General features: G+C 56.6%; 8 protein-coding genes and 2 pseudogenes. 8 read left to right on the top strand and 2 right to left on the bottom strand.

Annotated features, from left to right (window positions below):
* The first annotated feature begins 39 nt into the window (after positions 1-39).
* The 5 genes and pseudogenes from BDD14_RS06950 to BDD14_RS06930 all read left to right on the top strand — a co-directional run bounded on the left by BDD14_RS06950 (position 40) and on the right by BDD14_RS06930 (position 3,448).
* Positions 40-1,188 (top strand): phage tail protein, encoded by a 1,149-nt coding sequence (locus tag BDD14_RS06950; protein ID WP_130418164.1) that lies wholly within the window; start codon positions 40-42, stop codon positions 1,186-1,188.
* 283 nt (positions 1,189-1,471) lie between these two features.
* Positions 1,472-1,909: pseudogene (locus BDD14_RS06945) on the top strand (integrase core domain-containing protein); the annotation flags it as partial.
* A 131-nt stretch (positions 1,910-2,040) separates the two neighbouring features.
* Positions 2,041-2,454, top strand: coding sequence for a hypothetical protein (locus BDD14_RS06940; RefSeq protein WP_130418163.1), 414 nt, complete (start codon positions 2,041-2,043; stop codon positions 2,452-2,454).
* Between the two features lie 3 nt (positions 2,455-2,457).
* On the top strand, positions 2,458-3,078 hold the full coding sequence (locus BDD14_RS06935) for a peptidoglycan recognition protein family protein (RefSeq protein WP_130418162.1): 621 nt from the start codon (positions 2,458-2,460) through the stop codon (positions 3,076-3,078).
* Entirely contained in the window at positions 3,065-3,448 is a 384-nt protein-coding gene (locus BDD14_RS06930; RefSeq protein ID WP_130418161.1) for a hypothetical protein, read from the top strand. Before BDD14_RS06935 ends, BDD14_RS06930 begins: the two co-directional genes overlap by 14 nt.
* Before the next feature lie 490 nt (positions 3,449-3,938).
* Here the strand turns inward: BDD14_RS06930 and BDD14_RS06925 are convergent, their stop codons facing one another.
* A complete protein-coding gene (locus BDD14_RS06925; protein WP_165419958.1) occupies positions 3,939-5,147 on the bottom strand; it encodes a P-loop NTPase fold protein in 1,209 nt (402 codons plus the stop codon).
* 377 nt (positions 5,148-5,524) lie between these two features.
* A pseudogene (locus BDD14_RS34360) lies at positions 5,525-5,797 on the bottom strand (P-loop NTPase fold protein); the annotation flags it as partial.
* A 1,521-nt stretch (positions 5,798-7,318) separates the two neighbouring features.
* Between BDD14_RS34360 and BDD14_RS06915 the strand changes: the two are divergent.
* From BDD14_RS06915 to BDD14_RS06905, 3 genes are all read left to right on the top strand, one after another.
* On the top strand, positions 7,319-10,060 hold the full coding sequence (locus BDD14_RS06915) for a hypothetical protein (protein WP_130418158.1): 2,742 nt from the start codon (positions 7,319-7,321) through the stop codon (positions 10,058-10,060).
* A complete protein-coding gene (locus BDD14_RS06910; RefSeq protein WP_130418157.1) occupies positions 10,057-11,727 on the top strand; it encodes a hypothetical protein in 1,671 nt (556 codons plus the stop codon). The genes BDD14_RS06915 and BDD14_RS06910 overlap by 4 nt, the downstream gene beginning before the upstream one ends.
* 540 nt (positions 11,728-12,267) lie before the next feature.
* Positions 12,268-13,464 (top strand): IS91 family transposase, encoded by a 1,197-nt coding sequence (locus BDD14_RS06905; RefSeq protein ID WP_130417055.1) that lies wholly within the window; start codon positions 12,268-12,270, stop codon positions 13,462-13,464.
* Positions 13,465-13,954: the final 490 nt, after the last annotated feature.

Here is a 13,954-nt window from a genome sequence, read left to right as displayed (position 1 = left end):
CTTCCACCGGGTCAAATTTCATTCGCGGAGCCGCAAAAAATGATAAAGCTACGTAAATCGACTCTCACTGTAGTTTTCTGTCTCTTGGCCACAACGTACTCCGAAGCACAAGTCAATGCCGTCGACGTCTGCTACTCGATGGCTCAGAACGCGCTTCACAACATCACAGTTAGCCAGACGAACGATGCTGCGGTCTCGGCTACTTTCTCCAACTACTGCTACGCCGATGGGAGCACGAACGACAATGCCATCAACGCGTCTGGAAACGCGGTTGTTCAGGGGCTACCGATAGGTGCGGCCTTCGCCAGTAAGGACAAGGCGACCAGATTCAAGCAGTTCTGCAGTCAATATCAGTCGTCTTCGGCGGTATCAAACAATCAATACAACTATTCAAATCTTGTATTGTCGAGGGGGCTCGATTCGGTGAACGACTGCCTCAGAGCGGCAGGAGGCCAGTTCAGCCTGTCATATAAGACGCTTACACCTAGCACAATGGTGATCAACTTCTCCATTCCGGCAGGTCAGTCCATCACTGTAAACGGCATCAAGCCCGACAATGGAGTGCAGTGCACAGGCTACAACTTTGGAGCCGGAGGGGGCATCGTTACGTATGACCAAGGGACGAAGGAAACTATCAACTCTACGGATGCCAATGGCTCCATCACATGTACCCGAGACCCGAGCGGAGTGATTAACGGCAATCAGTTCTACTCAGATAAAGCTGTCGTCGTCTCTACAAACGTTGGGCCTCTGAACATCTTCTGGGCTCAGGACTCAGTGTTCCCGATCGTCACGGCTTCATCAATCCAGAACAACATGAACGCACTGCAAGCCCAGATCAGCCAAGTTCAAGCGTCGGAGACCCTGAATACTCTACCAGTCGGATCCATCCTCCCGTGGTTCAGCACTGCGGCTCCACCGAAAGGCTGGGCGTTGTGTGACGGCAATACGGCCGGCGTCCCGAACTTAAAAGGTCGCTTTTTGCGTGGAGCCAACGGAGACTTTGGTGGCTCGGGTGGCAGCGATACGCAGAGTGTGTATGTGGGTGCCTATCGTCCGGGTACTGTAACCAAGGATGGTGATGGGAACGGCTTCAACTCGGGAGGTACCAATTACCGTGTACAAACCGTACCCTTCAGTATCGATCCGCCGTACACCAATATCAACTACATCATGAAGGTCTCGTAGGGAAGCTGAAGACAGCGGTAGAAGGTCGGGCCTCTAGGGGACGCGGCCTTCCACTAGCCGTTCTTCACCATTGTGGTAGGACGCCCTCAGGGCGGGTGCGAGCCTCGACCAGGATGATGTGCGGCATCACTCTTCGCGTTCGGCTCATTCCGCAACACACCCCGACAGACATAAGACCAAGGCCATTACTGGAAAGGAAGGGGCTCTGCTGCATTAACGGGGGTGTCATAGTCTGGAGTCGCTCGCCGAGGAGCCTTGTTCATGTTCAAGCGCCGACGTTTCCCTGATCGGTGCTCTGGCCGACGTGATGGTGACGCGAGGAATACCGGAACACCTTCGCTCGGACAACGGTCCTGAGTTCGTCGCGAAGGACCTGCGCAAATGGCTCGCTGAGCCTGGCGCAAAAACACTGTACATCGAACCCGGTTCTCCGTGGGAGAACGGCTACTGCGAATCGTTCAACAGCAAGTTGCGGGATGAGTTCCTCAACGGAGAACTCTTCTACTCGATCAAGGAGCTGCGTGTGCTGGCCGAACGCTGGCGCATCCACTACAACACCGTCAGACCGCACTCCTCGCTGGGTTATAGACCACCGGCTCCAGAAGCGTGGCTGACCACAGCCAACAAAGGGGATGGAGAAGTGGAAACCGCTACGCGCTTCCCACTTCTCCACACCCCCGACTGCGACTATCGATCGACAAAGATAGCTGCGTTACACTAACTTCTCACTGACACAAAACATCGGGCAATCCAACAGTACTTCGTGACTGGTGTACCGGCGCTTGTAACGAACCCCGCAGTGACCGAAGTCTTGAGATTTTGATAAGCTCTCCTGGAAATGGGAGGTCACAAATGCCGCAACCGTCCAACGCGACCGTTAGCATCGACGGACAAAAGTTCAATGCTGTTTCTGCCCATGTTGGGATGGATGCCCTTCATGACCGCTATGGATTACCACATATGGGGTCACTCCGCTGTTCGATCAGCTTTGTCGTTGACATTCACGACACACAGAACATGCCTTTTGCCACGCTGCAGAATCTCTTCTCACTTGCGGGCGTCGTCACCCGAGACAAGATCAAAAACATCAAGGTTGAGTTCTGGCAGGATGAAAATCAAGAGGACGCCATTTGCACCTATAGTTTTCAAGGGTGGATCAGTGGCTTTCACACGTCTGGAGGCGGAGGGAGCAATCATATCCTGAGCATAAAATTGCAGCCTGCTCTGGACCAGAAGCAATACATCGATATCAAGATGGGGAATTGATCCATGCTGAGTATTGATAACGACGGAGTCATTCGTGATGCTCGTATCAAAGTGGAGTTGATTCCTCAGATTTCGCATGGCCCGCTGACACTGATCGATGCGATTGTGGTCCATCAAACGGATTCATCGACCGCCAAAGGCACTTTAGCAGGCTATCGCACAGGCGCTAAAGGAACCGGCGCTCACCTTTTGATCGACAAGGATGGAACTCTGTATCAGACGGTGTCGTTTCATCAAAAATGTTGGCATGTAGGTCCAATCCTATCAAGGTGTTATCAGAAACACTCCTGTGTTCCGAAAGACGAAGAGTATTATCACTCGCTTACCAAAATTACGGGTGGGATTAACGGTAGCTATGCGCGAGCAATGGATAAGCGAGAGGAAACCAAGAAGTATCCTGACCGTTACCCAAGCAACAGCGATTCTATTGGAATAGAGATAGTAGGAAGGAGCTTGGACAGTTTTGGCAATCACTACGAATCCCCCACCACACAGCAGCAGCAGTCGTTGCATTGGCTGATCGAAGGTCTTTTAGATTCGCTTCATTTACAACGCACCGATATTTATCGTCACCCACAAATATCGAGGAAAGGCGCAGGGGAGGCTGCCGATGCGACGTGGTAGTTTACTTTTCTTAAGTGTGATCCTGCTTGGAGCAAAGCAGCAGCCGGCGCACTATCCACTTCCAAAATCAGCCGACATTACGATTGGTCAGCCACAATGGAAACAAGGGGATATAGATGCAGATTCTTGTAGGCAATATCATCTAACCCCTGAACAGATACGGAAACAATTTCGCACCTACCGCCTTCTCAGTCCGGGAGACGTGCATGACAGTTACACTGTTTTTCAATGTTGGATAAATGGAACTGTGAAAGTGGCTGGTAAGACGTTTACATGGGAGAGTCGTCCCGGAAATCTAATGGAGACGAATTGGCCGGACGGCGCAAAAAAGATGCTCGGTGGAAAGCCATCAGGAGAATTAAAAGATTAAAGGCAACCAAGAGCGGTGGTTTTAGGCTCATTCGTACCTGATTGTGAGGATACCCTCGGCCTCCGCGCAGCACTATTCAAATCCCATAGCAACCCAACTGCCAGCGGCTTCCTTCAAGTCGCTGTATCCGAAGCGCCCTCACAGCGCTTCAATCAAACCAACTGAAGAAAATGGGCGCTCCAGATACAGCACTAGTGGCCTGTCGCAAAGAAAACGTTAGTAGGTCAGAGAGGTCATTCTTGGGAGACCTGAACCAGTCCCCGTCTCACGAATTCGACTGGGCCGCTCGTGAGTGGTAACGAACTCTCTGCGACAGGCTACTAGGACTTGTGGGTATCAATCCATCCCTCGCTGAGTGCATCGGCAATTTGGCAATAACTAAGGGTGCAGCGGCTCCTAGTTCCGGCAAGTTACCGCAAACCTCATTTTCGGGTAGGTCGAAGTCGATAAACTAACTGCGGGCGAGGATTTTGTCAGAATTGGGCACAGTTCATTGCTTGATCAGCCCCGCAAGCCCTCGGTGGTAGTCTGGATCCCGCTTGAACTCTTCTCCGATGCCAACAATTTTAGTTTTAGTCGTTGTTGGAGGCGAATCAGTTGGCTTCTCTTCGTCTTCACGCGATAATTTCGATCGAATTGCAGGGGACACCTGCAGGTATCGCACCAAATCAACCTTTTCAAGCGATTGTCGGGGTATGACAATATCGCGTGAGTGCGGGGTGCGTATTTCGATGCCTACACGTAGGAGAGCCTTGAGCGCATCATTTTTAAACCACAATTCAGCGAGCCCCCCTGTAACCTCGAAATCCCCAATTTTCAGTGACTGTTCCGGGTCATCCGAAATCGCCATCACTTCGAGGGCGAATAGCAGTTTTCGAGAGGACAGGGCGTCGGTTATCAAGGAGGGCCATCTGAGGGTTATGACCAGAAGCTTCGCGAGAATCTCAGGCGTAAAACCCGCGAAGCCGATTCCTGGATCAAACAATCCGGTTTGACTAGCGATGATCGCGGACAATCGGAATTGATTGATAAATTGTTTTATGCGTCGCGGGTTATATTCGAGCGCTGGTGCAACGTCCGCTACAATCCGCTTGACCATGGGAGAATCGGCTTTCGCATAGAACATGGTTCCCGCAGAAGGGGAGGCACCAGGATATTCGTCGGGCTTCCGCCGGTTTTCATTAAGTGCGTCCAAGAAGAGTTTCACTTCGCGTTTCGTCGGACGAGGAACCTGAAAAGGTATTTGGATGAACTTTTCAAGGAAAGAGAAGCCGAACTCAAGCCCTAGGCGGCCAAGTGAAATCTCCTTGCGTTCGTCCAGATATGGCAGAAGAACATGATACTTCGCGGCCAACCCGGCAGCAATCTTCTCGCGGTCAATGCCGAGGATATGGACGATTTGAGAAGAATCGCTTAGTAACAGATTGATCGACTGCATCAACTCCGCTGCTCGAGGAATCTCGCATCGGTCCAAATCATCGATGAAGATGAAGATCTTCCGCCCCTCGGAATATGTTTCAACGATCTTTATAAAGTCCTCATGGAACGTCTGAATGAATGCGCGGCGATCGTCGTAACGGGGATCCGACGAGTACTTTTGCCAATCGATCTCAAGCGGGTTGCCAACGATCTCCGTGGCCTTTTTGAGTAACCACGCCACCAGCAGGATGTAGCCGGCGCCGCCCAAACCTGTAAACAAGATTTTGATTAGGACGTCTTCTGGCTTTGGAGACTCTGCCTTTTGGGGCTCTGGTTTTGCGATCTCGGGTTTTGGGGGCTCAGGCTTTAAGGATTCCGATTTGCCACACCAGGACTTTGTGAAGATGATTGGCCCGTGGCCCCGGACTTCGCAGTTGTTGCAGGTTGCGAAGGTGCCCTAACGGCTTCCGTGAACGGGTTGATCGAAGTTAAATGCGACGACAGATACCCAACCATCGCGATGCCGGTGTACCCCAGAAAGAGGCAGACCAAGGTAAAACGGACAAATGAGAACCACCCTCGTGACCAGTCTGTCCGGAGCCACCTAAGCTTAATGTCGGCCCGCAAACGACCGAAGAAATCCAGCTTCTTCCGCAGGTCTTTGGTAACGCTGAGCGCGAAGGCTGCCCAAAGAGATTCACCCTTATCGAGACGCCATGCGTTGAATTTGATGATTCGCGGGCAATCCGGTGCCTCCTTCGTCGTCTTCTCAATCTCGTTGGCCAATTGGCTCATAAACGAGGATTTGCCGCATCCCCATGCCCCCTCAATGGACATAGTCAAAGGTGGCTTGGTGTCTTTGTGTGTAAGGAATGCCGCGACGGATTCGACATAGATGCCGAATCCGAGCTCGTCTTGATCTGTTGGCATGTCGCGCAGGCCGGCGGCGCCAACAGACGCTTCATTGCTACTTGAATCCGGAGTTTTGGTGGATTCGTCGGGATCACCACCATCGGAGTGGTCTTTGGCCGCTTCCTCGGCAACAAGATCATCATCATCGTCGTCTGGGCCGTCAGAGTCTGCGCTGTCGATCATGTCCGAAGCCTCCTTCCTAGTCTTCTGAAATGTAAGCAGATGAAAGCAAGATATCCCATGTCTCGACGGGCGACCAAGCGATCGAATGGGTACACGGTACTGATAGTCAGCCGGCGCCAAGCACTATTGAGCATCCCCAGACCATTGCTCCGGCTAGCGCTTGCACTGGTCAAGCTTACGTTACAGTATGCGCGGTTGCGGGACCGACCAAACATTGGTAATGAGAAACGCGCTTCTCGGAAGTAATCTGTCGCCTGACCTATGCTGGTTCAATGAGAGGTAAGGCCTATTAGCGTTAGTTGAGAATTAATTGAACCACCCTCCTATAATGATTCCGGAAGAGCAATGGCCCCTTCATGATCGAAGGGGCCATTCCTGTTTCGCCCTGAAATTCAGTTTTTGAGGTTCAGTTTCATCTTATGGGGCTACCAGTTTCAACTTATGGGTTCAGGGCGAGTAAGGTGCGGTTTGCCGACCATCGTGCGCCATGAGCGTGAAAGGCCGTGAGGCCAAGTAGCGCGTAACTGCTTATCCGATGAGGGGAGGCCCCTCGGAACCTGCTTGCAGGAGCAGGTTCCAAACCACCTTCGGCGGCTGTGGCCCCAAAGCCATGGTCGTGAGCGCGGAAGGAAAAGGCCTGGCATTGACCGGGTCAGGTATCAGGCAAGAAGAGGACTGCAAAGGAACCACTGTTGAAGTGTCGAAAGCAATTCGATGATGTCAAAACCGCGGCGTGATTGTTACTGCGGGACAAAGCTCCGACGAAACCTGTTTACGGGCGGAGTGGCATCCGGCATGAGAGGTGGCCTGAGCTTGCCAATGAGGCAGGTAGGCGGAACATGGGAAGTCTTCAAGTGATGCTAAGAGAAAACCCATAAGTGGGACCCACGAAAGGGAAATATCGATGCACTTGAAGTTGGCGGATCATCCTGTAGTAGCGTTGAAGCGTCTGTAACGGACGGGGAGCGAAGAGGATGACATAGCTCGACGGAGAGCTTGGCCAACTAGGCAACCAGGAGGAGCCTCTACCTCCAGAGACGGTTTGATCTCGCAAGAGACAAGCCTCAGCTATGAAGAGCCGTGTGAATCGAGAGGTTCACGCACGGTTCTGTGAGGGCCTCGGGGTTGAAATTCCCCGGGGCTACTCGACCGGAAGTGAAATACGAGATGCGTTTTTCACTCGATTGATTATGGCGCCGGGAATAATTGAAAGGTCGGATGGCGAGATCATACGAGCGAAGACGTGGTGAAGTTTACGGTGTCCATGGCTTCGCCGGAGCAGAATTAGCCCCGGTACGCTTCAGTTCTTCAGCGAAATCGTCCGCAAGGTGATAAGCTTCCCGCCAAGAGTCACCTATGCGTACGATGCGCCGCTGGGGAACCGTCGCGGGGGATGGGGCCAGGGCGGTTGGCTGGTTGGTGCGTGTGTGTGTGTTGCTGGTGTGCGGGCTGGGTGGGCCGGTGGCATGGGGCGATGTGGCTCAAGGTCAGTACCAGATGCCGATGAAGGCGGCGCCGACGTCGGTGGCGGAGGCGATTGCAACGCTTCCGGATCGCCAGGACGCGGTGATTACGGCGATGGCGTGCGGTATGGAGCTGGACTTTGTGTCCCTGTTCCAGGGGTCGGCGAACAATGAAGATATCGCGGCGGAGGTGCTGGGGAAGCTGGCATGGATCCAGCGGCATCGGCAGCAGGTGACGTCGACGACGTCTCATATGGATGTGTGCGAGTTTACGAGCGACATTACGCCGGGGCAGATCTGCAAGTGGTTTGACGCGAAGTGCGCGTCGGGTGACGACACGGTGCGGGCGGCGGCGGAGAAGGATTTTCTGACGAAACCTGTGTGGACGGCGCTGGCCACTTTTACGCTTCCGCTACGGGTCGAGATGATCGTGCGGCTGCCTCCGGAGTGCAGGGATACCGGGACGCAGGAGATCAGGATCCTGCCGAAACCGCGCGTGGGGGCTCCTGAAGGGACGGCGGGCTTGACGTTTCAGATTACGGAGAAGTGTCTTGTGGCGGAGGTGGATGCGGCTCTGCTGCGGATTGAACGCCAAGCCAAGCAGGTGGGCACAAATGGCCTGCCGTGCAACTACTGGACGGGTGGGACGACGGAAGGGGACTGGGACTCAACGCTGAAGGTACTGATCCGGGTGGCGGAGCTGGATCGGCGGGTGCCGGTGTTGAGCGATGAGGCGCGTAAGAAACTGAACGACCGGCTGATCGACATCGATGGAGGGCCGGCGCAGGAGCGGTATCACCTTTGGGAGTGCGGGAATGAAGAGCAGAGCGTTGGCGATCCGCAGGAGCGTTCAGATGATCGCGATGGAGTGGACGGATTTCTGGATGACCTTGGGGGCATCGCGGAGGATTTCGGGTGGATTCTGCTGTTGCTCTTATTGGTCTACTTTTTATTCTTCGTGGTGCCGTTTTTTGCCGCGATGATGGGGGGGGGCCCGGCGGCCGCGGCAGCGGTGTTGTCGGGGGTTGCGGGGCTGGTCGCGGTGGCAGCTGTGGGATCGCTGTTCTTCACGATTCCGGAGTCGGAAAATCACCTATGGATGATCAATTCGACGAAATACCTGAACAACCAGTACCTGATCACGCATGGATCGACGGGCTACTCGGGTGACCAAGCGGATCTGCGGGAGTGGATTCTGAAGGAGCTACAGCGGATATCGCAGCATGACTTTATCGAGTACAACAGCAGGCCGTATGCGCGGTACACGATGGTATCGATAGGCAACCTGGCGGAGTTTGCGACGGACCCTGATATTCAGACGGGGGCACGTGCGATTTTGGAGTATTCGATTGCGAAGTATGCGGTGACGAGCAGCGAGGGGAGGCGGCTTGCGCCGTATCGGCGCAAACGGGAGGCTATGGAGTATGTGGACGCGGTGTGGCGGGACAAGAGCAAGGGCTCCCCGACGAATGGACTGTTCGACCTGATCTTGGGGTCGGATCATCTGCATGCGGTGGGGCTGTACTTCTTTGGAGACTCGCTGAATCTACCGAGCTTCGCGGGGAATCCGTATGCGGCGACGACGGCGGGGTATCCTGCGCAGGCGATCTACTATGCGACGTCGGGCTATCGTCCGGATGAGGCGACGTACTCGCTGGCGATGGAGCGGACGACGGCACTGGTGCACCAGCGGATCCACCACTCTGGATGGGAGATTGTGTCGAGTGGGGAGAGCTTTACGATTACGGCAGGCGGGCATACAACGGGGATCGCGAAGAATGCAACCGTGGACTTCATCGACGAGATGTTCAAGAAAGACGACCTGGGGGCGGCGGTGCCGACGACGCTGATGCTGGCGGGTGCTCCGGATATCAAGCCGGGGTTTGGGAACGATAAACCTGCGATTCCGCGGGCGGAGGAGACGCGGCGTTCGACGCTCGACCGCTTTCTTCGGTTCGAGGGGCGCCGACCGGTGATGGAGCCTACGGATGCGTCGTACGACCACAATCTATGCGTGTGGGATGGGTTTGCATGTGGGGTGAACCTGGTGATTCCGGCGGATATGGGGACGCCATGCATGATCTTCGATGCGCGGAGCAACTGGTACTTCATCCGATCGGACTCGGATGCTTGCCCGGGATACAAGGCGGGGCCGGTGTTCTGGATGGCTCTGTACTTCAAGCGGGGGCCGGCGATCGATGTGTCGGACTGGGGAAGTGTGGACAGCTTCGGCTTCTTCGAGATTGTGGATGGATCGACGATGAGCTTTGAGGAGTTTCGGAGCCGGGTGTTGGCGCGGAATCCGGGGCCGGGAGAACCGATGCATCTCTCGGGCGGCTGCGCTGGGGTGTATGTTTCGGCGCGTGGATCGCCGGGGCAGCGGATTGAGTTTTCGTGCGAGCAGGTGGACAAGGTGGACTCGGTGGTCCAGCCTGCGCGGGAGGACTGGACGTTTGCGGGGTCAGCGCCCGGGGCGCTTGGGGTGGCGCCGATTCAGTCGAGCGGCAATGCCGTGCCGATTCAGTCGGGCGGCAATGGCGTGATCGAGATTACGAGTGCCGCGGCGAAGCGGAAGGTCAAGCTCGACTTTCAGCGGTGGGACGACCCGCGGTTCGATACGGCGGTGTTGCCATGAGGATGCTGCTTTTGTGGCCGATGCTGGTGATTCTGCTCGCTGGCTCTGCGCGGGACGCTTATGCGGATGCGACGGTGACCGTGTGTGGCAAGGATTCGGTGCCAGGGGATCCGCGGGTGGATCTGACCGAGGCGCTGGCCGTGGGCGGACGGATCGAGTTTGTATGTTCGGGAGTGATTGCGTTCACCGGCAGCCATGCGCTGCTGAAGGATGCGGCGATCGATGGAGGTGGTGCGATTACGCTGGACGGGAAGGGGAACCGGATGTTCGGGATGGGTTCGGGACGGTCGCCGAAGGTGTCGTTCAAGCGGATACGGATCGAGGGGGGTGGAGTTGGTTCGTCGGGCTTGCCGGGAGGGGTGATCTCGGGGGAGGGGAACGTGTCGTTGCTGGAGGGGACGATCATCTCCAAGTCGCAGAAGCCGGTTTGGGTGATCGCGGGCTCGCTTGAGGTTCGGGGTGCGTGGTTTGCGGAGAATGTTGGACCTGTGGTGGTTGTGTCCGAGGGGACACTGGTGGTGTCGAACGGGACGCGGTTCACGGACAATGTGGGGCAGGTGATTGGGACGGGGCCGGCGACGCGGACGCAGATCAGCGATACGCAGTTCTTCCGCAACGGTGGGTCGAATTTTGGGGGCACTGCGGCGAAGGGATGCGAGGTGGCGATTGCGGGTTCATGGTTCGCCGACAACAGGGTTGCGGAGGATGGTGGGGCGTTTACGTCGCGGTGCAAACTGACGGTGGAGAACACACAGTTCGAGCGGAACCACGCGGGGCGCGATGGGGGCGCGATGTATCTGGGAGTGAGATCGGAGGTGACGATGCGGGCGGTGCAGTTCCGGGATAACCAGGCGGTTCGGAGTGGGGGAGCGATTGCCAGTATCGGCGATCTGGCGGGGGGAAGTGCGCTGCGGGTGAACAACGGGCGGTTCGAGCGGAACATCGCCGGGGCAGCGGGCGGGGCTATCTCGGCGGGGGAAGCTGGACGAGTGGAGATCGGGGTTGGGGCGTTTGTGGGGAATGTGGCGACGACTGCGGGAGGGGCGATGTATGTGCGGCAATCGCCGCTGAAGGTGAGTCGGAGTCTGTTCCTCAGGAACCGATCGAGCCAGACGGGCGGGGCGATCGAGTCGTTCTGCATGCCGGCTACCGGTGGACAGGTAACGAATACGATCTTCGCGAGCAATGTGGCAGCGAATGCGGGAGCATTCTTTGGGACGCAGATGACGTTTGTGAATACGAGTATTGTGTCGAATGGAAATCGACCGGTTCAGCAGGGACAGAATTGCTCGGGAGCGTCTGCGATCTCGTTTGTGAATACGATTATCGAGGGTGGTTTTACTGGTGGATGTTCGGGTGGGGATGCGAACCGGATCTATAAGGATCTGGGGCACAATATTCAATTTCCGGGCAAGTCGTGCGGGGCGACGATCGCCTCGGTGCCGCCCCTGCTTGGACTGTACTTCACGCCATTCCGGCCTTTCAGCCCTGCGGGTAGTGCGGGGGACAAGGCGATCTGCCTGTCGCCGCCGGTGGACGGACGGGACATCTACGGAGCTCATCGGACGCAAGGCACGACGTGCTCGATCGGTGCAGTGGAAGGGGATCTAACAAACGCGATCCGCAGAGCGTTCCAGCCTCCGCGGGGCGAATCGCCGCAACGGTGATCGTATTATTGTCCTGGGGTACTGCCGACTGGGCGCGATCAATATGCTAGGTAGAACCTGCAGGAGAGGAAGATGGTGTGCGCGACGGACGGGGTAAAGCTGGCGATGAGGGCCTGATTTGGAGAAATCCTTTTCGCTCCAACCTTAGGCGGGTGCATACCTGAGTCTCTGCGCTGATCTAACAAAGTCCACTTTGGCAATCTGAAGAGCAACACCGAGGTCCTTTTCGCCGGTTAGTACCAATAGGTCGCCTTCAAGAGGTGACGGTCACTCCCGAGTGACGGGCACCTTACTGCCTGTTTCTCCGACTGGGGTCGCCATGCCGCCTCGGGTAAGCTGAAATTAGCTCACCCCCATAAGCTGCAATCTCCTTCTTGTATGGCCCCATAAAGCGAAACTGCTTTGAATCTTCAGCGCACTTTACTTCCCACAAGCCGACTTGAACGAAGCCGCTTTGAGAGCGGCGGACGCATGCGCGTGTGGTTGAGCCAGCCTTGATGGCGCTGCGCTAAGTTAAGTGGCAGGGGTATCTCTCAGCGCATGAACCGACCTTCGCTGGAGATGGCCGACATCGTTCACTGTGCCGGTGACGACTTCATAAAGCGCAGTCGCCGGTGGATCAGCTGGCAACATCAGAAGGTGTTGCTGGCCATCACCCGTTGCCGCACCGCTGCGCTGGGCGGGCATCGCGATCAGTGCTCCAGCTGCGGACATTCCGCCATCTCCTACTATTCGTGCCGTAATCGGCATTGCCCCGGATGCCAGGGCAACGCCCGTGTGCGCTGGCTCGAAGCCCGCCAACGCGAGCTTCTCCCTACCCGCTACGTGCATGTTGTCTTCACCCTCCCGCGCGAACTGGCCCCGCTTGCTCTGCAGAACAAGCGGCTGATTTATAACCTGCTGTTCCACTCCAGCGCCGCGACCCTGCTCGAGATCGCTCGCGATCCCCGACACCTCGGCGCCGAGATCGGCTTCTTCAGCGTGCTCCATACCTGGGACCAGCGCCTGCAACATCATCCCCATGTCCACTGCGTGCTCGCCGCCGGCGGCCTCGCTCCAGACCACTCCCGCTGGATCTCCTCCCGCCGCTCCTTCTTTCTCCCCATCAAGGTGCTCAGCCGCGTGTTCCGCGGCAAGTTCGTCGCCGGACTCAAGAGCGCCTTCCATACAGGCACACTCCAGTTCTACGGCAACCTCGCACCACTCGCAGCACAGGGGACCTTTACCTCCTGGCTCAGACTCCTGTTCCGCCACGACTGGGTCGTCTACGCCAAGCGCCCCTTCGGCGGGCCGGAACACGCACTGCGCTATCTCAGTGCCTACACCCACCGCATCGCCATCTCCAACCACAGACTCGTTGCCCTCGCCAACGGCAACGTCACCTTCCGCTGGAGAGATTCCGCTCACGCCAACAAGAAGCGGCTCATGATCCTGCCCGTCGATGAGTTCCTGCGCCGCTTCCTCCTCCACCTGCTCCCGCGCGGCTTCGTGCGCATCCGCAACTTCGGCTTCCTCACCAACCGGTACCGCGCTACGTTGCTGCCGCTCTGCTTCCACCTGTTCCACAGCACTGGACCGCCCCGACAGATAAATGCAGCGCAGACTTCAACCCATAGGAGCTCCGCATCGCTCTGGAACTGCCCTGTCTGCGGCGGAACCATGCACGTCGTCGAACACCTCTCCGCAGCTCAACTCCTGCTTCGCTCTCCTCCGCTGTCCCGCGAGTGTGCCGCATGAACCCACAGTTCCAACCTCGACCTGCTTACCTGCTCCGGCACGCACAGAGTCCCTGTGTCGCATCTCGCTCCAACCGCACTCGAGACCACCGCTTCACCCGCTGTCTGCTGCCTCATCCAGAAGCTTTGCCCCCGCGAACTCTTCCCACAATCCGCATCCGCACCACGCACCACCGACCTCCGATGCCCTCGGCCTCCGCGCAGCACCATTCAAATCCCATAGCAACCCAACTGCCAGCGGCTTCCTTCAAGTCGCTGTATCCGAAGCGCCGCCCCACAGCGCTTCAATCAACCAACCGGAAAAAATGGGCGCTCCAGATACAGCACTAAGACTTCACGTTACACAAGCGATTAGCTCTCAAAACCGGGCGAGTCCACGAGCGACAGCACCAGCCGGAGCACCTGACACCGGACGTGCAGAGTGTTCGACCTCCGCCAACCATACAGGTTCAAGAGAGTCTGCCCCGAACCTTGGTGAATCTGATCGGTTC

Origin of the sequence: Edaphobacter modestus (genome assembly GCF_004217555.1) — a bacterium.
GTDB classification, from domain to species: domain Bacteria; phylum Acidobacteriota; class Terriglobia; order Terriglobales; family Acidobacteriaceae; genus Edaphobacter; species Edaphobacter modestus.
Note: the sequence above shows the minus strand (reverse complement) of the source record. Positions and strands in the feature narration are given on the sequence as shown.

Excerpts from the sequence above, each read along its gene's own strand:
- BDD14_RS06905 (WP_130417055.1), top strand. The coding sequence starts at position 12,268 with ATGAACCGACCTTCGCTGGAGATGGCCGACATCGTTCACTGTGCCGGT.
- BDD14_RS06950 (WP_130418164.1), top strand. The coding sequence starts at position 40 with ATGATAAAGCTACGTAAATCGACTCTCACTGTAGTTTTCTGTCTCTTG.
- BDD14_RS06915 (WP_130418158.1), top strand. The coding sequence starts at position 7,319 with ATGCGTACGATGCGCCGCTGGGGAACCGTCGCGGGGGATGGGGCCAGG.
- BDD14_RS06940 (WP_130418163.1), top strand. The coding sequence starts at position 2,041 with ATGCCGCAACCGTCCAACGCGACCGTTAGCATCGACGGACAAAAGTTC.
- BDD14_RS06910 (WP_130418157.1), top strand. The coding sequence starts at position 10,057 with ATGAGGATGCTGCTTTTGTGGCCGATGCTGGTGATTCTGCTCGCTGGC.
- BDD14_RS06930 (WP_130418161.1), top strand. The coding sequence starts at position 3,065 with ATGCGACGTGGTAGTTTACTTTTCTTAAGTGTGATCCTGCTTGGAGCA.
- BDD14_RS06935 (WP_130418162.1), top strand. The coding sequence starts at position 2,458 with ATGCTGAGTATTGATAACGACGGAGTCATTCGTGATGCTCGTATCAAA.